Source organism: Bradyrhizobium guangxiense, from assembly GCF_004114915.1.
Classification (GTDB): domain Bacteria; phylum Pseudomonadota; class Alphaproteobacteria; order Rhizobiales; family Xanthobacteraceae; genus Bradyrhizobium; species Bradyrhizobium guangxiense.
The window spans coordinates 4,250,925-4,272,139 of record NZ_CP022219.1; the positions used below are offsets into that span (position 1 = coordinate 4,250,925).

Annotated in this window: 23 protein-coding genes; 9 read left to right on the forward strand and 14 right to left on the reverse strand. The window is 64.9% G+C overall.

Going from position 1 to position 21,215, the window contains the following annotated elements; all coding sequences use genetic code 11:
- Positions 1 to 56: 56 nt before the first annotated feature.
- Both X268_RS20385 and X268_RS20390 read left to right on the forward strand, forming a co-directional pair.
- The gene (locus tag X268_RS20385) at positions 57 to 650 is read left to right on the forward strand and encodes a cysteine hydrolase family protein (protein ID WP_128926566.1); all 594 of its coding nucleotides are present in this window, start codon (positions 57 to 59) and stop codon (positions 648 to 650) included.
- Positions 651 to 660: 10 nt separating this feature from the next.
- The gene (locus X268_RS20390) at positions 661 to 1,290 is read left to right on the forward strand and encodes a glutathione binding-like protein (RefSeq protein WP_128926567.1); all 630 of its coding nucleotides are present in this window, start codon (positions 661 to 663) and stop codon (positions 1,288 to 1,290) included.
- Positions 1,291 to 1,336: 46 nt separating this feature from the next.
- Here X268_RS20390 and X268_RS20395 read toward each other — a convergent pair whose 3' ends face one another.
- Positions 1,337 to 2,428 carry a DUF2778 domain-containing protein gene (locus X268_RS20395; protein WP_164937833.1) on the reverse strand — a complete coding sequence of 364 codons (1,092 nt, stop codon included), beginning with the start codon at positions 2,426 to 2,428 and terminating at the stop codon, positions 1,337 to 1,339.
- A gap of 648 nt (positions 2,429 to 3,076) precedes the next feature.
- Here X268_RS20395 and X268_RS20400 point away from each other — a divergent pair.
- Both X268_RS20400 and X268_RS20405 read left to right on the forward strand, forming a co-directional pair.
- Positions 3,077 to 3,601: a FecR domain-containing protein gene (locus X268_RS20400; RefSeq protein WP_164937834.1), complete on the forward strand. Its 525-nt coding sequence runs from the start codon at positions 3,077 to 3,079 to the stop codon at positions 3,599 to 3,601.
- Between the two features lie 71 nt (positions 3,602 to 3,672).
- The gene (locus tag X268_RS20405) at positions 3,673 to 5,559 is read left to right on the forward strand and encodes a CHASE2 domain-containing protein (RefSeq protein ID WP_128926570.1); all 1,887 of its coding nucleotides are present in this window, start codon (positions 3,673 to 3,675) and stop codon (positions 5,557 to 5,559) included.
- Positions 5,560 to 5,634: 75 nt separating this feature from the next.
- On the opposite strand, the gene X268_RS20410 is transcribed toward X268_RS20405, so the two are convergent.
- The 4 genes from X268_RS20410 to X268_RS20425 all read right to left on the reverse strand — a co-directional run bounded on the left by X268_RS20410 (position 5,635) and on the right by X268_RS20425 (position 9,263).
- Positions 5,635 to 7,137, reverse strand: coding sequence for a glycosyltransferase family 39 protein (locus tag X268_RS20410; RefSeq protein WP_128926571.1), 1,503 nt, complete (start codon positions 7,135 to 7,137; stop codon positions 5,635 to 5,637).
- Positions 7,138 to 7,143: 6 nt separating this feature from the next.
- Positions 7,144 to 8,277 carry a glycosyltransferase family 2 protein gene (locus X268_RS20415; protein ID WP_128926572.1) on the reverse strand — a complete coding sequence of 378 codons (1,134 nt, stop codon included), beginning with the start codon at positions 8,275 to 8,277 and terminating at the stop codon, positions 7,144 to 7,146.
- A 257-nt stretch (positions 8,278 to 8,534) separates the two neighbouring features.
- Complete coding sequence (locus tag X268_RS20420; RefSeq protein WP_128926573.1) at positions 8,535 to 8,738, reverse strand: hypothetical protein; 204 nt, start codon at positions 8,736 to 8,738, stop codon at positions 8,535 to 8,537.
- A gap of 147 nt (positions 8,739 to 8,885) precedes the next feature.
- Positions 8,886 to 9,263 carry a hypothetical protein gene (locus X268_RS20425; RefSeq protein ID WP_128926574.1) on the reverse strand — a complete coding sequence of 126 codons (378 nt, stop codon included), beginning with the start codon at positions 9,261 to 9,263 and terminating at the stop codon, positions 8,886 to 8,888.
- A gap of 104 nt (positions 9,264 to 9,367) precedes the next feature.
- Between X268_RS20425 and X268_RS20430 the strand changes: the two genes are divergently transcribed.
- Together X268_RS20430 and X268_RS20435 are read left to right on the forward strand one after the other, a co-directional pair.
- On the forward strand, positions 9,368 to 10,204 hold the full coding sequence (locus X268_RS20430; RefSeq protein WP_128926575.1) for a DUF72 domain-containing protein: 837 nt from the start codon (positions 9,368 to 9,370) through the stop codon (positions 10,202 to 10,204).
- Positions 10,205 to 10,211: 7 nt separating this feature from the next.
- Positions 10,212 to 10,673: a DUF488 domain-containing protein gene (locus tag X268_RS20435; protein ID WP_128926576.1), complete on the forward strand. Its 462-nt coding sequence runs from the start codon at positions 10,212 to 10,214 to the stop codon at positions 10,671 to 10,673.
- Positions 10,674 to 10,756: 83 nt separating this feature from the next.
- Here the strand turns inward: X268_RS20435 and X268_RS20440 are convergent, their stop codons facing one another.
- The 6 genes from X268_RS20440 to X268_RS20465 all read right to left on the reverse strand — a co-directional run bounded on the left by X268_RS20440 (position 10,757) and on the right by X268_RS20465 (position 16,932).
- Entirely contained in the window at positions 10,757 to 11,671 is a 915-nt protein-coding gene (locus X268_RS20440; RefSeq protein WP_128926577.1) for a PhzF family phenazine biosynthesis protein, read from the reverse strand.
- A gap of 150 nt (positions 11,672 to 11,821) precedes the next feature.
- Positions 11,822 to 13,129, reverse strand: coding sequence for an adenylate/guanylate cyclase domain-containing protein (locus X268_RS20445; RefSeq protein ID WP_128929330.1), 1,308 nt, complete (start codon positions 13,127 to 13,129; stop codon positions 11,822 to 11,824).
- A 107-nt stretch (positions 13,130 to 13,236) separates the two neighbouring features.
- On the reverse strand, positions 13,237 to 14,400 hold the full coding sequence (locus X268_RS20450; protein ID WP_128926578.1) for an ABC transporter permease: 1,164 nt from the start codon (positions 14,398 to 14,400) through the stop codon (positions 13,237 to 13,239).
- The gene (locus X268_RS20455) at positions 14,397 to 15,326 is read right to left on the reverse strand and encodes an ABC transporter ATP-binding protein (RefSeq protein ID WP_128926579.1); all 930 of its coding nucleotides are present in this window, start codon (positions 15,324 to 15,326) and stop codon (positions 14,397 to 14,399) included. Before X268_RS20455 ends, X268_RS20450 begins: the two co-directional genes overlap by 4 nt.
- Positions 15,323 to 16,240, reverse strand: a complete 918-nt coding sequence (locus X268_RS20460; protein ID WP_245477582.1) for an HlyD family secretion protein — start codon at positions 16,238 to 16,240, stop codon at positions 15,323 to 15,325. Before X268_RS20460 ends, X268_RS20455 begins: the two co-directional genes overlap by 4 nt.
- A complete protein-coding gene (locus X268_RS20465) occupies positions 16,237 to 16,932 on the reverse strand; it encodes a TetR/AcrR family transcriptional regulator (protein WP_128926580.1) in 696 nt (231 codons plus the stop codon). The genes X268_RS20460 and X268_RS20465 overlap by 4 nt, the downstream gene beginning before the upstream one ends.
- Positions 16,933 to 17,039: 107 nt before the next feature.
- Here X268_RS20465 and X268_RS20470 point away from each other — a divergent pair, with 107 nt between their 5' ends.
- From X268_RS20470 to X268_RS20480, 3 genes are read left to right on the forward strand one after another with little or no spacing between them, the layout of a single operon-like run.
- Positions 17,040 to 17,375 (forward strand): ArsR/SmtB family transcription factor, encoded by a 336-nt coding sequence (locus X268_RS20470; RefSeq protein WP_128926581.1) that lies wholly within the window; start codon positions 17,040 to 17,042, stop codon positions 17,373 to 17,375.
- Positions 17,372 to 17,842 carry an SRPBCC family protein gene (locus X268_RS20475; protein WP_128926582.1) on the forward strand — a complete coding sequence of 157 codons (471 nt, stop codon included), beginning with the start codon at positions 17,372 to 17,374 and terminating at the stop codon, positions 17,840 to 17,842. Before X268_RS20470 ends, X268_RS20475 begins: the two co-directional genes overlap by 4 nt.
- 15 nt (positions 17,843 to 17,857) lie before the next feature.
- Complete coding sequence (locus tag X268_RS20480; RefSeq protein WP_128926583.1) at positions 17,858 to 18,271, forward strand: GFA family protein; 414 nt, start codon at positions 17,858 to 17,860, stop codon at positions 18,269 to 18,271.
- 29 nt (positions 18,272 to 18,300) lie between these two features.
- Here X268_RS20480 and X268_RS20485 read toward each other — a convergent pair whose 3' ends face one another.
- From X268_RS20485 to X268_RS20495, 3 genes are all read right to left on the reverse strand, one after another.
- Positions 18,301 to 19,581 (reverse strand): family 4 glycosyl hydrolase, encoded by a 1,281-nt coding sequence (locus X268_RS20485; protein ID WP_128926584.1) that lies wholly within the window; start codon positions 19,579 to 19,581, stop codon positions 18,301 to 18,303.
- A gap of 19 nt (positions 19,582 to 19,600) precedes the next feature.
- A complete protein-coding gene (adhP, locus tag X268_RS20490; protein ID WP_128926585.1) occupies positions 19,601 to 20,626 on the reverse strand; it encodes an alcohol dehydrogenase AdhP in 1,026 nt (341 codons plus the stop codon).
- Between the two features lie 140 nt (positions 20,627 to 20,766).
- Positions 20,767 to 21,177, reverse strand: a complete 411-nt coding sequence (locus X268_RS20495) for a DUF2000 family protein (RefSeq protein WP_128926586.1) — start codon at positions 21,175 to 21,177, stop codon at positions 20,767 to 20,769.
- Positions 21,178 to 21,215 lie beyond the last annotated feature (38 nt).

Below are 21,215 nucleotides of genomic sequence, written 5' to 3' on the forward strand. Positions count from 1 at the left end.
AGGCCGCCGCTGCGCTAGTGTCGCGCCATCCGATGTTTCCTGGAGGCCTGACTCGCATGACCGCTCCCAAGACCCTGCTCGAACTCGCCGGCGCCGACCTCAATCCGCCGAAGCTCCACGAGGCCTGCCTCGTGCTGATCGACATCCAGAACGAATATTGCGCCGGCCCGCTGGCCCTGCCCGATGCGCAAGCAGCGATCGCCGCCGCGGCGCGCCTATTGGCGCGGGCCCGGGAGAATGGCGCGGCGATCTTCCATGTCGCGCACAAGGGCCGCGCCGGCGGCCTGTTCGACCGCGAGGCCCCGCGCGGCGCGATCGTCGAGCGCCTGACGCCGCTCGCGGGCGAACCGGTGATCGAGAAAGCGCTGCCGAACTCGTTCGCCGGCACCGACCTGCAAGCCAGGCTTGCCGCCACTGGACGCAAGAACATCGTGCTGGCCGGCTTCATGACGCATATGTGCGTCTCCTCGACCGCCCGCGCCGCGCTCGATCTCGGCCTGCGCACGACGATCGCCACCGATGCCTGCGCCACTCGCGACCTGCCGGATGGCCGCGGCGGCACGCTGGACGCGCGAACGATTCACGAGGTCGCACTGGCCGAGCTCTCGGACCGCTTCGCGATCATCGCGCAGAGCGATGCGCTGACCTGAGGAGGCGACCATGCTGCAGCTCTATTTCTTTCCGATGGCCTGCTCGCTCTCGAGCCGCATCGCGCTGATGGAGGCCGGCATCGAGGCGCAGTATCATCTCGCCCATATCTGGACCAAGCGGATCGTGGACGACGGCAGCGATTTTCGCGACCTGTCGCCGAAAGGCGCGGTGCCGGTTCTGGTGCTGGAGAACGGCGAACGGCTGACCGAGAGCGCGGCTGTACTGCAATACATCGCCGACGCAAAACCGGAGGCCGGGCTCGCGCCGCGCTTCGGTGATCCCGACCGCTATCGGCTTCAGGAATGGCTGAGCTTCATCGGCGCCGAAATCCACAAGGCTTTCCTGTTTCCGACCTTCTGGTACAAGGACGACGGCTCGCTCGCCAAGCCGCGCGCAAGGATCACACAGACCTTATCGGTGCCATCTGCCCATCTGGCGCAGCGCGAATTCCTGGTCGGCAACAGTTTCACGGTCGCGGACGCCCATCTCACCTGGGCGCTGCTGCTGCTCCGTCCGGCAGGGATCGATCCCGCGCAATGGCCTTCCTTGTCGGCCTATCTCGGCCGCATGCAGGCACGCCCCGTGGTGCGGGATGCGATCGCAACGGAGATGGCGCTGCGCAAAACCCTGGCGGCGTAACAGGACGTCACGGCCGCCGGATTTGGATGGTGAGGCGCGCTGCGCCTCACTCCACCCGCGCCAGCACCGCGAGCTTGCGGATGCCCTTGTTGCGGTAGGCGTCGAGGAACGCATAATAGTCCTTGAACGACACGCAGCCGTTGGAATCGCCGTTCGGCCCGAGCATGAAGGTGTGCGCGAGCAGGCCGTCGCGGCCGTAGATCGCGCTCTCGCCACCGACCGGTGTCAGGCGCAGCGCCGGCACGCCGTGGAACAACGCCTCGCGCGGCTTCAGCGTGTAGATGTGCGGCGGCGTCACGCCGCGCATGCGGACCTTCGAGGAGCGCGGATCGTCGAGATTGGAGCCGAGGCCGGAATGCGCCTCGAGCTTGGTGCCGTCGGGCAGATACACCGTCTTGGCCGTGATGTCGTAGACCGCGGTGTCGCGCTCATAGGGCGGCGCGCCGCCAAACATCGGGTTCTGCTCCTTCGGCGCGATCGACGCGGTCACGCTGGCATCGGCCGAGGCATAGGCCAGGAGCCCGCCGGACGGCTCGCGCTTGCCCCAGAGTTTTTCGACCATCGACTGCCGCGGACCGGTGATCGACATCACCGCGGCCTTGGCGCGATCGGCGAACGACTTCTTTGCTTCAGGTGCCGGCACGATCTGGGCCGGATCGGCCGAGGCCAACTGCACCTGGGCGTCCGGCGCGCGCTTGGCCTTGTCTGCGGCCTTGTCAGCGCTCTTGTCAGTGCTCTTGGCCGGGGCCGACGGCTTCAGCGCTTCCGCGACCTTCGCGATCACGCTCTGCTTCGGTGGATCCTTGGCCACCGCAACCTGGGTTGCCGGCGCGGCGCTCGCCGCATTCGAGGGCACGCCTTGCGTCGCCGCGGCGGCGAAACGCTCGTTGAACATCTCGCGCGAGATTGGAGCTGCGACCTGAAGCTGGTCGGGCAGCAGCGCGAATGTTTCCTTGATGGCCTCGCTGGCCTCGCGCAGCGCGACCCTGGGCGCGCGCTTGATCACGGGCTCGTCATAGCCAATGCTGCCGACGGTCGGATAGACGCTCGCACCGAAGACGTTGCTGTAGATGGTCCAGCCGGCGCCCATCACGACGCAGCCGATCGCCGCGGCGCCAAGCCAATTGGTCGGGGTCATTTTCCGGGAAGGCTTCCGAAGAGAATTCTTGCCAGGATTTTTGGACTTCCGTGCCGCGTTATTTTGCGCAGCGATACTCGTACTCATTCGCCTTGCGTCCAGGACGGTGTCACTCAGTCCCCCTTCGAAGTGCCGCTGGTCACGATCCGGGAACAGCATCTCGCAGAGGGTCGGAGCGTCATTAAGGCGACTTTTAGTTAAATGCGGATTAAGTTCGGGCGGATGTGGGGCAGCTCGTTAACGCTGTCTCATTCTGAGAAAAAAGCCCGTATAATTACGGACTTAGGAGCGCTTGTTAACCATAATTCTCGGCCGGATCAGCGCATTCAGCAGCCCTCGCCGGCCGCCCTTTAAGCACATCCAACCAAGTCCTTTTCGTGGTCTTCAATGCCCGCACGATACCGGGGAAGCATTGCGCGAGGCTGGGGTGCGGACCACCGTCTTCACCTCTCGCAGCGGCCGGTGCCGCCGTCCCGGCGCACTGATGGGGCACGATTCCTGACCGAAAGTTGATCGCAACCGGACTGGAAAATGCCACGGCGGGGAAATAGCTCGCGAGAAGCGGCACTTTTCAGCAGCCTCTGCGTGTGATACGGTACCGTATCAACATCGCCTTGAACTGTGCCAAGCACGCAAACGGAGGCTGGCATGATTGGGTTCGCGCGCGCTGGGTTTTTCACTTTGGCGTGGTCGGTTTTGTTGATCGGCTCTGCAAGTGCACAGCCTGCTGCCAATGCAGGCTGCGCGGCATCGCCTTCCGCCGCGGGCACGCAAGTCTGGCGCTGCGACAACGGCGTCACCATCGTTGCCGAAAGCGGTGCCAGATTTGAACTTAAGGACGCCAATCGCGACGGACATATAGACTCCGTGGAATTGAGCAACAAAGCATTGTTGGTCGAGGTGCCCAAGAAGCCCCGAGGCAATCCCTTCAAGGTGCTGACGCCGCAGGCGATCGCTGCAGTGCGCGGCACCCGGTGGGCGGTTGACGTCGCTGACGCCAAGACTTCGGTCTTCGTCAGCGATGGCCGTGTCGGCGTTACGCGCAGGAGCCGCGGACGCGGCGTCGTTCTCGGCCCCGGCGAAGGCGTCGACGTGGAAGCGACCGGGCCGTTGACCGTCAAGACCTGGGGGCAGCCGCGCGTCGACGCGCTGATGGCAAGGTTAGGTCAATAAGGCTTGCTCAATAAGGCTCGCCAACAAGGCTTGGTCAATCGGACTTAGAACAAAGAAGATTGCAGCGGGTAGTGACTAGACGCGTTCAGATCCTGGTGGCACTCGTCCTCACCGCGCTGTGGGGGGCGGGCATCTATGCCGCCCATGCAGGCGGCCATCTGCGCTTTCTCGATCGTCTCGAAGCAACGCTGACCGACTGGCGGACCCAAATCCGCGGCGTGCAGCGTCCGCCGGATATCGTCACCATCATTGCGATCGACGATACCGTGGTGAAGCGCGGCGGCAGCTATCCGCTTCCGCGCGCCGACCTCGCCCGCGTCGTCGACACCATCGTGCAATTCAAGCCGAAGGTCGTCGCGATCGATCTCCTGCTCGTCGACCGCAGCGCCGCGATCGGCGACGCCACGCTGGCCAACACGCTCGCCACCGCCCCCATGGTGCTCGCCGCTGCCGCGATCTTTTCCAGCGCCAGCGAGACCGTAGAGGCCAGCAGCCAGGGGCCCCTCGCCGTGCTGCCGCAGGCCGAACGTTTCCTGCTGCCGCTGCCGGCATTCGCCGATCACGCCGAGGTCGGGGTCGTCAACGTCGCGACGGGGCAGTCAGGATCGCCGCTCTCGGTGCCGATGCTGTTCCGGACGGCCGACAAGGTCGAGCTGTCGTTCCCCTTGCGGGTCGCCCCCCGCGCGCTCGACAAGCCGCTGACGATCGCGCCGGACCATCTCATGCTCGGCGAGCGCGCGGTGCCGACCGACACCGATTTCGCGCTGCCGATCACCTATTACGGTCCGCGACGCACCATCCGCACCGTCAGCGCACAGAGCATCTTCGACGGCACGCTCGATCGCGCGGCGATCGAGAACCGGATCGTCGTGATCGGCGCCGCGGTCGCCGGCGGCGGCGACTTCTATCCGACCCCGTTCGATTCCCTGATGCCCGGCGTCGAGGTGGTGTCGACCGCAATCACGCATCTGGTTGCCGGCGACGGCATCGTGCGCGACCACAGGGTTCATATCGCCGATGCCCTCACCGCGATCCTGCTGCCGCTGCTCCTGGTTGGTTTGCTCGCCTGGCGGCGCAGCGCGCTCGGCATCATGACGGCGGCCGCGGTGATGATCGCCTGGGCCGGACTCAATGCGTTCGCGTTCACCCATGGCGTCTGGCTGAACGCAGCGACCACGCTCGCCGCCGCAGTGCCCCCAGTTGCGATCTTTGCCGGCGTCCAGCTCTGGGCCGGAGGCCGCCGCACACAATATCTTGCAGCCAAGAGCAGGTCGCTTGCCCAGTTCCAGGCACCTGCGATGCAGGAATGGCTGGCGCGCGATCCCAATTTCCTGTCCAAGCCCGTGCGGCAGAACGCAGCCGTGGTCTTCATCGATCTCTCAGGCTTCACGGCCCTGAGCGAGCAGACCGATCCGGATGCCGTCCAGGAGATCCTGAAGACATTTCACGCACTGATCGACAAGACCGCGGTCGATTGCGGCGGCACCATCACCGGCTTTCTCGGCGACGGCGCCATGATCCTGTTCGGGCTTCCGGGCGCGATGCCCGACGATTCGGCCCGCGCGCTGAAATGTGCGATCGACCTGCATCGCGGCGTGGAACGCTGGATCGCCTCGCTGCCATCGGCGATCGGCGATCGGCTCGGCTTCAAGATCGGCGCGCATTTCGGCGAGATCGTCGCCTCCCGCCTCGGCGAAAGTCACCAGCACATCACGGCGACGGGCGACACCGTCAACGTCGCGAGCCGGCTGATGGAGGTGGCCGTCCAGAACGGCGCGCAGCTCGCGCTGAGCGATACGTTGCTGGATGCGGCCGACTTCCACGGCGCTCCCGACGGCATTGTGTCGGGCCCCCTGCTCGCCCGCGTCCGCGGCCGCTCGGGCGTCGTCACCGTGTGGTTCTGGCGCGACCACGGCGGGCCGAGGCAGGACGCGGCCGAGGCCGAGGCCATCAACTAATAGTCATTGCTGCACGCCACGCACTCCGCCGTCGTTCCCGAGTCCGCTGGGACGACAGCGTGGAGGAGTTGAGGCCTACCTTGCCTCCGGCGGCGGCGAGCGGTCGAGCACGTCGCCCTTGGCACCCTCCAGCAGATCGATGCCGTAGGTCTCGACCACCAGCGGGCCGCGCTTGCGCTGCAATTGCGCAACCTGCGTGACCTTCGCAAAGAGGTCGTTGAGGACGGGATGACCGTCGGGGCGCAGCTCGTCGACATAGAGCAGCTTGCCCGCAAGCAGCTTTGGATCCGGCTCGCTCATGTTGACCCAGCGGATGCGCTGGTTCTGCTGCGCCACGCAGGTGCCGCGCGGCAAGTAGAAGGCGAGCCAGGCCGTGGTGCCGTAGTCCTGCGCGAGCACACAGGTCGCGCCATGGCGCGCGCGCACCGCTTCGATTCCCGCAGCGAGCTCGCGCCAGCCGACGCCGACGCTGCGCACGGTGGCGTCGCGGCGATGGCCGGACAGCCAGCCGGTATTGGCCTGCACGATCAGGGCTGCAAACATCACGATGCCGGTGGGCGCCGCCCAGCGCAGGCAGAAATCCGCGAGGCGCCGCGCGCGCGGCTTCCACTGCACGAGATTGGCCGCGGCCGCCGCCGCAACGACGAAGGGCGGATAGACCGGCGCAAACCAGTTGGCCTCGACACGGGCATGCAGCGAATGCCAGACGAAATAGGCGACGATGGTCCAGAACATCGCCTCGATCAGCACGCGCGAGGCCGGCGCGCCGGCCCGGTGCCAGGTCAACGCGTGCAGGCCCATCGCGCCGAGGATGAAGACGAGCGGGGTTGCGAACGCAATCTGGGTCGGGATCAGCTCGGCGATGAAGACCGGACGGAAGTCTTCAATCTTGGCGCGACCGAGCTGCTTTGCGAACGACACCCATTGATGGTCCGCATTCCAGAGGATCACCGGCGCGAACAGGGCCAGCGCAACGAGGCCGCCGAGATAGGGCCAGGGCGAGAGGAACCAGCGCCTGAGTTCCGGCACGAACACGAGCCAGATCAGGATCGCAGCGCCAAAGAACATCGCGGTGTATTTCGACAGCAGCGCCGCACCGACCGCGGCGCCGACCGCGAGCCACCAGATGCCGCGGCCGGTCTGCAGCACTTTTGCGAGGAAGAACAGCACGAAGCTGGAGGCGACCAGCAGCGGCGCATCGGGCGTCACGATCAGCGTGCCGACGGAGGCCATCATCGTCACGTTGAGCAGGATGGCGCTGGTCGCAGCCACGCGCATGTCCGCGAACAGGATCGCGGCCGAGCGATAGACCGCATAGCTCATCGGCAGCGCCAGCAGTATCGAGACCAGACGGACGCCGAGCTCGGTGTCGCCCGCGATCATGGTGCCGGCGCGGATCACGTAGGCGACCATCGGCGGGTGGTCGTAATAGCCCCCGGCGAGGTTGCTCGACCACATCCAGTAATAGGCTTCGTCGAAGGTGATCGGCGTGAACGCGGCTGCGACCAGCCGCAGCGCCACCAGCGCGAGAATCAGCAGCGCAGTGTTGCGGACGATCCGCGCGTCAGCTCCGCCCATCTCGCACTATTTCTTGCGCCAGACGAACAGGCCTGACATCGCGTAGTTCCACACCACGCCCATCAGCGCTCCCGCCATGCCGGCCAACCACCAGATCGGCTCCTGGTCGTACACCGAGAAGGCAACGCCGACATTGGCGAGCAGGCCGACGCTGCACACGATGTAGAAAGCGATCAGGCCGCGCAGCAGCGCAAAACCCTTCAGGCGCTGGTCGCGATAGGTGAGGAAGTTGTTGAGGACGAAATTGCTGGTCATGGCGACGATGGCACCGGCGGCCTGCGCCTCCGCGAACGGCGCCTTGAACAGCTGAAGTCCGATGAACAGCGTGGTGAGATGCACCACAAGGCCGATGCCGCCGACCATCGCGAACAGGACGAAACGCAGCGAAACGATGTCGTTGGTCAGCTTGGCGAGCACGAGACCGAGGAAGTCGAGCGCGACCATGGAATCCAGCTTGCTCTCGCCGTGCTGGCGCGCGCCGAACGTGTAGGGAATCTCGACCGCCCGCAAGCTGCCATGCGCGGTCGCGACGACGTCGAGCAGGATCTTGAAGCCGTGCACCGACAGTTTCGGCGCGAGCTGCTCGAACCGATCGCGGCGGATCATGAAAAATCCGCTCATGGGATCGGCGATCTCGACCCGCAGCACCTTCTTGGCGACCTCGGTCGCCAGCGCGCTGGCGCCGGCGCGCTGCTTGTTGAAGCCCTCGCTCTTGTAGCCCTCGATGTAGCGGCTGCCGACCACGAGGTCGGCCTCGTCGCTCGCGAGCAGCAACAGCATCTTCGGCAGCTGCGTCTCGTCGTGCTGGAGGTCGGCGTCGATCACGGCCACGAAGGGCGCGTTCGAGGCCAGGATACCCTCGATGCAGGCGCCGGACAGGCCGCGGCGGCCGATGCGGCGGACACAGCGCACGCGGTTGTCGCGCTGCCCCAGCGCGCGCACGACGTCCCAGGTGCCGTCGGGCGAATTGTCGTCGACGAACACGACTTCCCAGGCGACGTTGGCGAGCGTTGCCTCCAGGCGCCGGTACAGCACCATGACATTGTCACGCTCGTTGAAGGTCGGGACGATGACCGACAGTTCCGGGCCCTCTTGAGCCTGCGGGGGAACGTCGGAGCCTGGTCTGATCGCTTCGTTCATGACGGCAGCGTATATCTGCCGCATCCTGCGCTGCCAAGCCGGGGGATCTGTGGGAAACGACCCAAAAGGGGTCCCAAAATGCCAACGACCCCGGAACGGCGGGCTGCGCGTACATCCGGCGCAAGCCTTAAGCTATTCCAAGGTCGTCCCAGCGCCGGAGTTTTCGCTCAACGGCGCCGTTAGAAGCTAGATAGGAGCGGCAAGGCCGCTCCGCAAGGGGGCGAAAAACACGATTTTCGCGCCCTCGGTTTCTCGCCCTATTGGTTCGGCACTTCCCGAATGATCGGCCCGCGTGGCGCCGGCGCGGCGGGGGCTGCGGGCGCCGCAGCCGGGGCCGGTTCGACCTTCGCCGGTTTGGGCGGCTTGCCGTATTGGCCGATCGGCCCGAACACGACGGCGACTGCAAGCACGATCGCGGCAACGATCGCGCCCAAAATGCCCCCCACCGACTCAGACGCCATTGGAAATCCACCCCTGTTCCAGATGCGCGCTGTGATACCACGGATGCGCGAGGCGCCGGAAGGCCTTGGGGCGAGTAGCGAATGGCGAGTGGCGAATGAGGAAGACCCGTTTTCTCGCCCTATTCGCGATTGGCCATTCGCCACTCCCTACTTCGCTGGCGGCCTGTGCTTGACGAAGGCCGTCACGATGTCCTTCTGCGCGGACTCCACCGCCCTGTTCGCGGTCGCGAGATGGGCGCCGGCATCGATGCCGGGATATTGCGTGGTGAGATAGTCGAGCAGCGCCACCCGGTAATATTGCCGCTCCGAAGGGCAGGCGCCCGCGACCGAGCGGCCAAAATCTTGTTCAGTCATTCCCTGATTGCTGTCGCGCGAATATTCCCGCGCCAGGCAATGCCAATAATCGTCACGGCCCTGTTGGGCGAGCTTCTGCGCACCCTTCGCATCGTCGTCCGCCATGCCTGAAGACGTCATGGCAGCAGTTGTCATCACGACGAGCGCCGCTCCCATCATCAGCATCCGCATCTTGCTCTCCCTTGTCGCAGATCGCACTGCCGAGCTTAGACTGGAGGCGAGAACTGGCCAATCACATCTCGTTTGACTAGGATGGAGTCATCCCTCCCCCGTCGATGCGAGATCCTCCCGTGGCCAAAGCAAAAACCGCGTCCAAAAAATCCGGCAACATCTTCATCGGCATCGGCGGCTGGACCTTCGAGCCCTGGCGGGGCGTGTTCTATCCGGAGAAGCTGGCACAGGCAAAGGAGCTGTCCTACGCGGCCTCGAAGCTCACCTCGATCGAGATCAACGGCACCTATTACGGCTCGCAGAAGCCGGAGAGCTTTCGCAAATGGGCGAGCGAGGTGCCCGAGGGTTTCGTGTTCTCGGTGAAGGGGCCGCGCTTCGCCACCAACCGCCGCGTGCTGGCGGAAGCCGGCGACTCCATCAAGCGGTTCTATGATTCCGGCGTGCTGGAACTCGGCGATCATCTCGGGCCGGTGCTGTGGCAGTTCGCGCCCACCAAGAAATTCGACGGCGCCGATTTCGGCAAGTTCCTCGAGCTGCTGCCGCGCAAGCTCGAGGGACGCGCACTCCGCCATGTCGTCGAGGTTCGCCACGACAGTTTTTGCACGCCGGATTTCGTGGCGCTGATCCGCGAGTTCGAGACGCCTGTGGTATTCGCAGAGCACGGCAAATATCCAGCCATTGCCGACGTCGCCGGCGACTTTGTCTATGCCCGGCTTCAGAAGGGCAATGACGAGATCAAGACGTGCTACCCGCCGAAACAGCTCGACGCTTGGGCCGAGCGCTTTCAGGCTTGGGCCTCCGGCAGTGAACCGGACGATCTGCCGAAAGTTGACAAGGCGAAACCGAAGAAGGAGCCACGCGACGTGTTCGCCTACGTCATTCACGAGGGCAAGGTGCGCGCACCGGCCGGCGCCATGGAACTGATCGCGCGGGTGAGCTGAGGTGTTCATGGCAAAAGCCAAGAAGCTCTTCACCATCGGTTATGAGCAGACGCCGCCCAAGGCGGTGCTGGACGAGCTGCAAGAGGCCGGCGTCAAGCTCGTGGTCGACGTGCGGGCGGTGACGTCGTCGCGGCGGCCGGGCTTCTCCAAGAAGCAGCTGTCGGCAGGGCTCGACGAACGCGGCATCGCCTATGTCCACCTCGCCGCGCTCGGCACGCCGAAGGAGGGCCGCCTCGCCGCGCGCAGCGGACAGTACGAGGTGCTGGAGAAGATCTTCTCAAAGCACCTGAAGACGCCCGAGGCCAGGGAAGCGATGGACGAGCTCTCGGCACTAGTGAAGAAGGCTGGCCCGGTGTGCCTGCTCTGCTACGAGCGCGACCACACCCATTGCCATCGCCAGATGATCGCGGAGATTATCGAGGAGCGTGATGGCGTTGCGGTGAAGAATCTGGCAGGGCGCCAGGCCTGAGCGTCGTTCCGGGGCAGCCGGAAGGGCTGAACCCGGAACCTCGAGATTCTGGGTTCAGGCTGACGCGCGCCCCGGAATGACAATCAGCCCCCCCCCGCCAGCCTCAACGTCCCCTCCATCATCGGCACGCAGCTGCCGCCGACATGGGCCGAGACGATCTTGCCGCCCTGCTTGCGCACGCGGGTCGAGAGAATGCTCGGCCGGCCCATGTCAAAACCCTGGCCGACGATGAGCTTCAGCTCGCCGTCACGCGCGGAATCGAGATCGGCGAACAGCGCAGCGGCAGCAACCGTGGCGCTGCCGGTCGCGGGGTCCTCGACCAGACCGCTTGCGCCGCGCATGAACATTCGCGCCTGGCGCTCGCAAGGCGTCTCCGCCGCCGGCACGTCGCGCGTATAGAACCACACCGAACGGGCGCCATCGCGCGGCAGGCCCCTGCCGTAGGCTGCCGCATCCGGCCGGGCGCGCTTCAGCGCCTCGCGCGAATGCAGCTCCATCACCAGAAACGCGTTTCCGACGGTGACGATCTCAGGCTCGTGATTGTCTGTCCTGATGTCGTCCGCAACGAGCGAGATGCAGCTCGCGGCTTCGGCAGCCGACAGCCGCGAGAGCCGCTGTAGCGGCTGCGGCGCGGTGAGCTCGGTTCTGTTCACCCGGCCCTGCTCTCTCACGATCTCGACCGGCACGAGCCCGGCCTTCTCCTCGAACAGCAGACGCGGCTTCGGCTCCGTCGCCATCGAGGCGAGCACGAAGGCGGTGCCGACGTTGGGATGGCCCGCAAAGGCAATTTCCTGCACCGGCGTGAAGATGCGCACCTCCGCATCATGGGCCTTGTCGCGCGGCGGCAGCACGAAGGTGGTCTCGGAATAGTTGAACTCGGTCGCGATCGCCTGCATCTGCTGCGTCGTGAGCCCGCCAGCGTCGAGCACCACGGCGAGCTGGTTGCCACCGAAGGCGCGGTCGGTGAACACGTCGACGGTGATGTAGCGGCGCTGCATCGTCACTCCCCCATGCAAGTCGCGGCCGCAACCGGCCGCTTCGCCGGCACTCTACAGGCCGGCGATATCGCTCGTCATGCCCCAAAATTCGGAGCAATCGGAGCAATCGCAGATGATGGCGAGAATTACGCGCAGCAGCGTGGGCGCGCGCTACCCCAATTGAAACACCGCCACCTTCTGCTCGTAGCCGCGCACCTCGACCTCGCCGAGCGCGACGGCATCGCTGCCGTCATCGCCAAGCGCCTCGCGCACGGTCGCGGAAATCAGCAGCTGCGAGCCGAACTCCTTGTTCAGTGCCTCCAGTCGCGAGGCGAAGTTCACGGTGTCGCCGATCACCGTGTACTCCTTGCGCCGGGGCGAGCCGATATTGCCGGCAACGACCTCGCCGAAATGGATGCCGATGCCAATGCGAAGCGGCCAGCTTGTCTCTGCGTTGATGCGATCCATTGCGCGCAGCATCTCGCGGCCCGCGGCGACCGCACGCTGCGCGGCGTCGGAGGCCTCGAGCGGCGCGCCGAACAGCGCGAGAAAGCCATCGCCGAGAAACTTGTTGACGATGCCGCCGTGGCGGTCGAGGACGTCGACCAGCACCGCGAAGGCGCCGTCGAGCCGGTCGACCACCTGCTGCGGGGTGCGCGACTGCGCGCCGGCGGTGAAGCCGCGGAAGTCGACGAACATCACCGCGACGCGGCGGACGTCACCGCCCCCGCTGGTCTCCGCCGCCATCAAGCGCTCCACCACTTGCGGGGAGACGTGCTGGCCGAACAAATTGGTCACACGGTCGCGCGCGGTGGCGGCTGCGATGCTCGCGGCAAACTGGCGGCGCAGCCGAGCGCCGACCGCACCCGCCAGAGCGCCACAGATCAGGATCACGATGCTACGCACGGCGTGGAAATAGATCAGGGGATCGCCGGCTTCGTCAGCCGCGTTGTAGTACAGCGCGACGGCCAGAAGCCCAGCCGCGGCAACGAAACCTGTGAACGCAGAGAGCCAGAAATCGAGACGCAGCGTCGAGAGGATGACGAAGATGAAGTACATCAGCGGCACGGCGAAGCCGAGAGCCTGGCTTGGGCCCATGGTCCGGGTTTGCAGGATCAGGATCACCGTGGGCAGCGAAGTCTCGATCAGCGTGCCGACATAGCGCCTGATCACCGGCAGATCGCGATCGAGCCGGAGGTTCTTCCTGATCTGGGTGTGGACCCAGACCTCGAACAGGATGAAGCCGCCGAGCAGGCCGTAGACATCGACAAGCCCTTCCGTTCCACGCCACACCCGGTTCACCACGGTGGGATCGATCAAATAGATCGCGGTGAGCAGCACCATCATGACGCAGCCGGTCATGATCAGCGCCCGTACCCGGAGCAGCTCGGTGCGCAGCACCTCGCGTGTCAGCTCGCGCTCGAAATCCTCCGATAGCACAGCGTGCTGCCGCGACTTCCTGCTCGCAAACCGGACCATCATTCCCCCAGTCATTCCGGAGCGCGGCACAGCCGCGAATCCGGAATCTCGAGATTCCGGGTTCGATGCTAGCGCATCGCCCCGGAATGACATCGAGACAGTTTGCCTCAATCCAGCGTGCGACGGAAGCGCGTCACGGCGATGGTCATGGCGACCAGCATCAGGGCCGCCAGCGCCAGCGTGTCGAAGCGCAAATTCTGCATGGTCGCGCCCTTCAGCATGACGGCGCGGACGATGCGCAGGTAATGGGTCAGCGGCAGGCATTCGCCGACATATTGCGCCCAGGCCGGCATGCCTGCGAACGGAAACATGAAGCCCGACAAGAGAATGCTCGGCAGGAAGAACATGAACGACATCTGTATCGCCTGCAGTTGATTCTGTGCGATGGTGGAGAACGTGTAGCCAATCGCGAGATTTGCGGCGATGAAGAGGGTCGAGAGTGCCGCGAGCAGAACGAGATTGCCGAGCACCGGCACGCCGAACAGGAACACTCCGATATTGACGATCAGGAAGGCTTGAATGAAGCCGACCAGGATGTAGGGAATGATCTTGCCGAGCATGACCTCGACCGGCTTGATCGGCATCGACAAGAGGCTTTCCATAGTGCCGCGTTCAATCTCGCGCGTCACCGATAGTGCCGTGAAGATCAGCATGGTCATGGTCAGGATGGTGCCCACCAGTCCCGGCACGATGTTGAGCCGCGATTCCGCAGCCGGATTATAGCGCGCATGCGCCCGGATCTCGAACGGCAGTACCGGCGCAGCGCCGATATAGAGATCGTGCTGGAGAGCGGTCTGCACGATCATCCCGAGCGAGCCGAGTGCGGAGCTGGCGGCGACCGGATCGGTCGCATCCGCCGCAACCAGCAGTGCCGGCTTGTCGCCGCGCCGCACCGCCCGTTCGAAGCCGCGCGGGATTTCGACGCCGAACAGTACTTTGCCGGACTTCAGCAAATTGTCGAAATCGTCGACATCGTGCACTTCGTAGACGAAACGGAAATAGGCAGTATTTTCCAACGCCTTCAGGACGGAGCGGGCGAGGTCAGACTCCTCCTGCAACAGCACCGCGCTCGGCAGATGGTGCGGCGTGGTGTTGATGGCATAACCGAACAACAGCAACTGCATCACCGGAATCGCGACGATCATCGCGAACGAGACACGGTCGCGCCGAAGCTGAATGAACTCCTTCGCCATCATGGCATAGGTACGGCGCCAGAAGCCGAAGCGGTCGCGGATCTCCCGTACGGGACCGGTTGCCTGGATGGTGCTCATTGGAAATTGTCCCTGGAGCGGTTCATCAGTTCGATGAAGACGTCTTCCAGCGATGGATGCGACTTCTGCCAGTGCAGGCCACTCCGCTCGCGCCAGGGTGCGATGCTGGCCTCGAGCGCCGCAACGTCGCGGCCCGAGACGTGCAGCGAGGTGCCGAACGGAGCCACCATGTCAATTCCGGGCTTGCCGTCGAGCTCGGCCGCGAGGCCGCCCAACTCGCCGGTGACGGTGTAGGTCGTCAGCGCGGACTTCGCGATCACCTCGTCCACGGTCCCGCGCGCCAGGAGATGGCCATAAGCAATATAAGCGATCTCGTGGCAGCGCTCGGCCTCGTCCATGTAATGGGTCGAGACCAGCACGGTGAGGCCCTCGGCCGCAAGCGCGTGGATCTCGTTCCAGAAGTCGCGCCGCGCCTTGGGATCGACGCCGGCGGTGGGCTCGTCCAGCAGCAGCAATTGCGGATTGGGCAGCGTGCAGGCGCCTAACGCCAATCGCTGCTTCCAGCCGCCGGAGAGCTCGCCCGCAAGCTGCTCCTCGCGCCCGGACAACCCGAGCCGCTTGATCATGTCGCGTGCGGCACCGCGCGCATCGGCAAGACCATAGAGGCGCGCGACGAATTCGAGGTTCTCGCGCACGGAGAGATCCTGATACAGGCTGAAGCGCTGGGTCATGTAGCCGACCTGGCGCTTGATCTTCTCGGAGTCGCGCAAAATGTCGTAGCCGAGACAGGTGCCCTCGCCGCTGTCGGGCGTCAGCAACCCGCAGAGGATGCGGATGGTGGTGGTCTTGCCCGAGCCGTTTGGCCCGAGGAACCCGTAGATCGAGCCGCGCCTCACCTGCATCGACAGATCATGCACGACCTCGCGGCCGCCGAATGATTTGCTCAGGCCCTTGACGTCGATCGCGATGCCGTTGCCGCCATTCATCGCTTGTCTGCTACCGGGGTTTTGGGATTGAGATAGACGTCGATCGGCTGTCCGACCCGCAGCGCGTCCGGGCGCGAGGGCCGCGCCTGGATCAGATAGACCAGCTTGTTGCGCTCATCGAGGCTGTAGATGACGGGCGGGGTGTATTCGGCCGAGGTCGCGATGAAATAGATCTTCGCGGTGAGGTCGGCGGCGCAATTGTCGCAGGAGACGCGCACCGTATCGCCGATCGCGAGCTTCGGCAGCGCGGTTTCCGGCACGAAGAAGCGCAGCTTCATGTTGCCGGGCGGCATGATCGACAGCACCGGCCGCTGCGCCGCGACCATCTCGCCTTCGCGGAAGTAGATCTGCTGAATGGTGCCGGCAACGGGCGCAAAGCCCTTGCGCCGCGCCATCCGCGTCTCCGACGTCGCAACCTTCGCTTCGGCAACGCGCAGGGCGGACACGGCGGAATCGAGATTGGCCTGGGTGCCCGAGCCGGTCTTGCTGAGCGAGGCCGCGCGATCATAGGTCTGCTGCGCGTTGGCCAGGGTCGCCTTGTTCTGGTTGAGATCGGCGAGCTGGAGATCGTCGTCGACGGAATAGAGCTGATCGCCGACCTTCACCTCGTCCCCCTCGCGGACGCTGAGCTTGGTCACCCGCCCCGCTTCGTCCGGGCTGACGAAGATCATATCGGCCTCCACCCACCCCTGGAAGCCGGGATCGCGCCTCTCCTTGCACCCGGCCAGCGAGATTGCGAGGACCAGCGCGGCGATCGTGCCGAGACGCGGCAGATTGTGCTGTCGATCCCTCACCCTGAGGAGCTGCGAAGCAGCGTCTCGAAGGGCGAGGAGCCACAGCCGGGCCTGCATCCTTCGAGACGCGCGTTCCGCGCTCCTCAGGATGAGGTGAGAGGTGTTGCGCGACGACCTCATGTCGTCCTCCGTTCGCCAAAAATCAAATCGAGATGGACGCGCAGCATCTCCTGCGCGTCGAGCGGCGCGTGCCGCGCAAACAGGCTCTGCCAGATCACCGCGATCATCGCCGGCGCGACCAGGATCTGCGGATAGCGCGCGAGGTTCTTCTGGCGGATCTCGCCGCGGGCGATGCCGAGCTCGATCAGCGCGCGCATGGCGGCGATGCCGCGCGAGACGACTTCGCGGTAGTAGAAGTCGGCGACAGCGGGAAAGCGCGGCCCCTCCGCCACGATCAGGCGGACCAGATCGCCCCGCCTGGTGTTGATGACCTCTTTCAGGAAATTGCCGGCGAAGCTCTCGACGAGGTCGCGCACGCTCCCGGTCGGCGGCGGCAGCGTGGTCAGCCGCTCCACCACCGGCACGATCACGATGCGGACCAGCTCCTCGAACATCGATTCCTTGTCCTTGAAGTGCAGATAGATCGTGCCCTTGGCGACGCCGGCGCGCTTGGCGATGTCGTCCAGGCGCGTTGCGGCAAAGCCGCGGGCGATGAACTCCTCCATCGCGGCTTCCACGATTGCCGCACGCCGCTCCAGCGCGCGCGCCGCTCGGCTTGAGGCAGGCGCCTCTCCGCTGCCTGCTGCCGCAGGGTCCTTCGCGCTGGCACGAGTTGCGGACGGCAAGGCGGTCTTGATGGGCTTCTGGATCATGTTTCATTTATGACTGACTAGTCAGTCATAGTCAAGGCAGTGATGTGGCCCTGTTTGGCTAATGAATTAGCCTTGACTAATGCATTAGTATCTACTAATTGAATTGCATGATCGAAGCTGCGCCAAACCCCGTCACCACCGTGATGCGCGCCCTCGCCGACCCCACCCGCCGGGCCGTGTTCGAGCGCGTGTTCGAAAGCAGGGAGATCAGCGTCGCCGAGCTGACGCGCGGCAGCGGCGTGACGCAGGGCGCGATCTCGCAGCACCTGAAGTCGCTGAAGCAGGCAGGCCTCGTCGCCGAGCGCGCCGAGGGCCGCAACGTCTATTACCGCGCCGCGCCGCAAGGGCTCGAACCCCTGGTCACCTGGATGGACCATTACGGCGTGTTCTGGCGCGAGCGTTTCCAGAACCTGCGTGACCTGTTGAAGGAGATTGATCCATGAGTGCTGCTCCCAATGCGCAAGCCCGACACCAAACCAGAGACATCGTCATCGACGAGGTCTTCCCTCACACCGCCGAGACGATCTGGAAGGCGCTCACCAGCGCGCAGTTGATCGGGCGCTGGCTGATGCAGCCGACCGGCTTCGAGGCCATCGAAGGCAAGGCCTTCACCTTCCAGACCACTCCCGGCGGCAACTGGGACGGCGTGATCCATTGCCAAGTTCTGGAGGTCGTGCCGAACCGCCGCCTCGCCTACGCCTGGAAGGGCGGCGATGCGCGCAACACCGGCTATGGCGCTCCGCTCGACACTGTCGTGACGTGGTCCCTCACCCCGGTCGAAGCCGGCACGCGGATCAGCCTGGTTCATGCCGGCTTCGTCCTGCCCCGGAACGAGTCGGCCTACTCGGTCATGAGCGGCGGCTGGAAGAAGGTCGTCCGCAAGCTCGATGAGATCAGCGGCGAAGGTTGAGTGGGAGACATCGCGATGGACAAGCCCTATACCGGCGGCTGCGCCTGCGGCGCGATCCGCTATTCGATTGCGGGTGAGCCCCTGTTCAGCAATCATTGTCAGTGCCGGGACTGCCAGCGGGAAAGCGGCAGCGGCCACGGCTCGTACGCGACCTTCGCGCGTGCCGGCGTCACGGTCACCGGCGAGGCGAAGCGTTGGGACATGGTCGCCGACAGCGGCCAGGTCAAAACGCGCGGCTTCTGCCCGCAATGCGGCGTGCCGGTGTACATGACCTTTGCGGCACAGCCCGACGTCTTCACCATCCGCGCCGCAAGCCTCGACGAGCCCGCCCGCTACCAGCCGCAGGTTGTCACCTACGCCGCGCGCGGACATGGCTGGGATCATCTCGACCCCGATCTGCCGAAATTTGCCGGCATGCCGCCGGCATAGGATCGGGCGCGCCGAGGCTGATCGGCGGCTCAAATGCACGCCCGGATGTAGGACCGGTTGATTTCCCATAATTCATCAAGCAGCCCGCGCGCCGCCTCCTCGGATTGGATGACGGGGTCAAGCAGCAATGCCTGTAGCGCTGTCTCCTTCGACGCATGCATCGCCGCTTCTACGGCCAGCTGCTGAACCTGAACCTGAATGGTCATCAGCTTGGCCACGGCGTCGGGCAGCGGCCCGAGCGAGACAGGGTGGATACCCCCGATATCTGCCACCACCGGCACTTCGACCGCAGCATCCGCGGGCAGATTCGGGATCACCTGTTGATTGTAAATGACGGCGGATTCGAAGAGTTGCCGGCGGTTATGAACAACGGCGGTGATGATGCCGGTCGCACGCTCCCCCGAAGGCACCGACCACCAGTCAGGCATCTCGGCCACTCCTGCGAGCACGTCATCGATCAGCCGCGTCAGCTTGGCGCGCTCGCCCTCATCCCAGTCGTAGTTGTAGCCGCCCTCGCCGGCCTCCCAGCCATACGAGAGATACTCGCCAACATGGCTGTCGCCACAGCCGAGCCAGTAGCCGAAGGCATGCAACAACTTGCGCGTCAGCGGTGAGAAGGTGGGATCGAAATCCCTCTCCCTCTCGCGCAGGAGCGGATAGAGGTCCTCACCCGTCTCGCGGTCGCGAATTTCGGTCAGGCATTGGAAATGATTGAGGCCTGCACCCCATACCTCCACCTGGTCTTCCCGCATCCCCAAGATTCGGGCGACATTCGCGCGGGCAAGAAATATCCCGTGGCACAGGCCGATGCTGCGAATGTTGCTGTACCGGCCCAGCGCCAGGATGATGCGACTTTCCGGATTGGAGTAGTTGATGAAGGTCGCACGCGGACAACGGAACTCCATCTCACGCACAAAGTCGAAGATCACCGGCAAGGTGCGCAGCGTGAAGAACAAGCCGCCGGGTCCCCCGTTTTCACCCAGCGTATGACGGACGCCAAACTTGCGCGGAACCTCGAAGTCGAGCCGCCACAGCCGGTTACGATCGATCGCGGTGGAATGCACCACGAACTCGGCACCGTCGAGCGCCGAGCGCCAATCCGTCGTTGCCTCGATTGTAAAACCGGCACCGGATTTCTCGTTGAGCAGTTTCGCAAGCCGCGTCGACCGGCCGAGCCGGTCGACGTTTCGTCCGACCAGCACGAGTGTCGCGCCGGAGAGATCGCGGCTCGAAAACAGATCCCGGAACATGCTCATCCCAAAGGATGCACTGCTCGCACCGAGAAAGACGATCTTCGTTGGCCGGGCCACGCTCTGCTCCTCGGGGAAACTAGCCGAAATCCAGCACCATGCGGCCGTCGATCTTGCCGGCCTTCATCCGGTCGAAGACGTCGTTGATTTGCGCAAGCGGCACCTTCGTCACTTCGGCCTTGACCTTGCCGTCCGCGGCGAAGGCGACAGCCTCGTCGAGGTCGCGCCGCGTGCCCACGATGGAGCCGCGCACGGTGATGCGCTTGAGCACGACGTCGAAGATCGGCGTCGGGAATTCGCCCGGCGGCAGGCCGACGAGGCTGACGGTGCCCTTGCGGCGCACCATCTTGAGCGCCTGGGCAAACGCAGCGGTCGAGACCGCCGTCACCAGCACGCCGTGGGCCCCGCCGCCGGTTGCCGCAAGAACCTTGTCGACCGCGCCGGCTGCGAGGGCATTGACCGCGAGATCAGCGCCGGTCTCGCGTGCGAGCGCGAGCTTGTCCTCGGCAATGTCGATCGCGGCGACCTTGAGCCCCATCGCCTTGGCGTATTGGATCGCGACATGGCCGAGCCCGCCAACGCCCGAGATCACCACCCACTCGCCGGGCTTCGCCTCGGTCTCTTTCAATCCCTTGTAGGTGGTGACGCCGGCGCACAGGATCGGCGCGATGGCGGCGAAATCGATGGTCGCCGGCAGCCTTGCCGCAAAGGCAGCCGAGGCGATGACGTATTCGGCGAAGCCGCCGTTGACGCTGTAGCCGGTGTTGTGCTGGTGCTCGCACAGAGTCTCCCAGCCGGTCTCGCAATATTCGCACGACATGCAGGCGTCGTGCAGCCAGGCGACGCCGACGGCATCTCCCACTTTCAGATTCTTCACGCCGGGTCCGAGCGCCGCAACGATGCCGGCCGCCTCGTGGCCGGGAATGAAGGGAGGAACCGGCTTCACCGGCCAATCGCCGGAGGCTGCATGCAGATCGGTGTGACAGACGCCGCAGGCCTTGACCTTGACCAGAACCTCGCCGGGACCAGGCTGAGGCACCGGCACGTCCTCGATCACCAGTGGCTTGCCGAACTGCTTGACGATCGCGGCTTTCATGGTCGGCATCTGTCTGCTCCTCTGTGCTTTGTGAAGCAGAATAGCGACGCCGCCCGGCGTACCTTTGACGGGAGTCAAACAGCACAAAGTTTGCTCAAGGCCCGGCCCATCATGACACCACGATGACGCCGCGCGGTGCTCCCGACCTGTCAGCTATGGAACTTGAGGCCATCGACGATCTTGTCGATCACCTTGCGCTCGGCGCGCATGGCGATGCCGACGAGATTGAGATCCGTGCGCGCCACGGCCCTCACCGCCTCGCGATTGGCGGCATCGTGCGTGGTGCTGAACATGTCCTCGGTATAGACAGCCGGCTTGACGTTGCGGGCGAGTGCCCGATCCAGCGCGCGCGACAGCGCAGGACCGTCGGCGCCGTAGATCAGGATCGGCTGGCCGATCAGCGCATGATATTTCGTCCCCGAGGCGTCTTCATAGGCTTCGCCGATGCATTCGGGAAAGGCCGCGGCGATGCCGCTGGATAGGAAGGATGCGACGTTGAGCTTCTGCCAGGCCTGAAGATCGGTGCGGATCACGATCGCGATCTTGGTGTCGAACTGCATGTATTCCCTCGACTGTCATTCCAGGCTCGATGCTACGC

What these genes read in the sequence shown, in the direction of transcription:
- X268_RS20385 (WP_128926566.1), top strand. Translation starts at nt 57, where the DNA reads ATGACCGCTCCCAAGACCCTGCTCGAACTCGCCGGCGCCGACCTCAAT.
- X268_RS20390 (WP_128926567.1), top strand. Translation starts at nt 661, where the DNA reads ATGCTGCAGCTCTATTTCTTTCCGATGGCCTGCTCGCTCTCGAGCCGC.
- X268_RS20395 (WP_164937833.1), bottom strand. Translation starts at nt 2,428, where the DNA reads ATGACCCCGACCAATTGGCTTGGCGCCGCGGCGATCGGCTGCGTCGTG.
- X268_RS20400 (WP_164937834.1), top strand. Translation starts at nt 3,077, where the DNA reads ATGATTGGGTTCGCGCGCGCTGGGTTTTTCACTTTGGCGTGGTCGGTT.
- X268_RS20410 (WP_128926571.1), bottom strand. Translation starts at nt 7,137, where the DNA reads ATGGGCGGAGCTGACGCGCGGATCGTCCGCAACACTGCGCTGCTGATT.
- X268_RS20415 (WP_128926572.1), bottom strand. Translation starts at nt 8,277, where the DNA reads ATGAACGAAGCGATCAGACCAGGCTCCGACGTTCCCCCGCAGGCTCAA.
- X268_RS20420 (WP_128926573.1), bottom strand. Translation starts at nt 8,738, where the DNA reads ATGGCGTCTGAGTCGGTGGGGGGCATTTTGGGCGCGATCGTTGCCGCG.
- X268_RS20425 (WP_128926574.1), bottom strand. Translation starts at nt 9,263, where the DNA reads ATGCGGATGCTGATGATGGGAGCGGCGCTCGTCGTGATGACAACTGCT.
- X268_RS20430 (WP_128926575.1), top strand. Translation starts at nt 9,368, where the DNA reads ATGCGAGATCCTCCCGTGGCCAAAGCAAAAACCGCGTCCAAAAAATCC.
- X268_RS20435 (WP_128926576.1), top strand. Translation starts at nt 10,212, where the DNA reads ATGGCAAAAGCCAAGAAGCTCTTCACCATCGGTTATGAGCAGACGCCG.
- X268_RS20440 (WP_128926577.1), bottom strand. Translation starts at nt 11,671, where the DNA reads ATGCAGCGCCGCTACATCACCGTCGACGTGTTCACCGACCGCGCCTTC.
- X268_RS20445 (WP_128929330.1), bottom strand. Translation starts at nt 13,129, where the DNA reads ATGGTCCGGTTTGCGAGCAGGAAGTCGCGGCAGCACGCTGTGCTATCG.
- X268_RS20450 (WP_128926578.1), bottom strand. Translation starts at nt 14,400, where the DNA reads ATGAGCACCATCCAGGCAACCGGTCCCGTACGGGAGATCCGCGACCGC.
- X268_RS20455 (WP_128926579.1), bottom strand. Translation starts at nt 15,326, where the DNA reads ATGAATGGCGGCAACGGCATCGCGATCGACGTCAAGGGCCTGAGCAAA.
- X268_RS20460 (WP_245477582.1), bottom strand. Translation starts at nt 16,240, where the DNA reads ATGAGGTCGTCGCGCAACACCTCTCACCTCATCCTGAGGAGCGCGGAA.
- X268_RS20465 (WP_128926580.1), bottom strand. Translation starts at nt 16,932, where the DNA reads ATGATCCAGAAGCCCATCAAGACCGCCTTGCCGTCCGCAACTCGTGCC.
- X268_RS20470 (WP_128926581.1), top strand. Translation starts at nt 17,040, where the DNA reads ATGATCGAAGCTGCGCCAAACCCCGTCACCACCGTGATGCGCGCCCTC.
- X268_RS20475 (WP_128926582.1), top strand. Translation starts at nt 17,372, where the DNA reads ATGAGTGCTGCTCCCAATGCGCAAGCCCGACACCAAACCAGAGACATC.
- X268_RS20480 (WP_128926583.1), top strand. Translation starts at nt 17,858, where the DNA reads ATGGACAAGCCCTATACCGGCGGCTGCGCCTGCGGCGCGATCCGCTAT.
- adhP (WP_128926585.1), bottom strand. Translation starts at nt 20,626, where the DNA reads ATGCCGACCATGAAAGCCGCGATCGTCAAGCAGTTCGGCAAGCCACTG.
- X268_RS20495 (WP_128926586.1), bottom strand. Translation starts at nt 21,177, where the DNA reads ATGCAGTTCGACACCAAGATCGCGATCGTGATCCGCACCGATCTTCAG.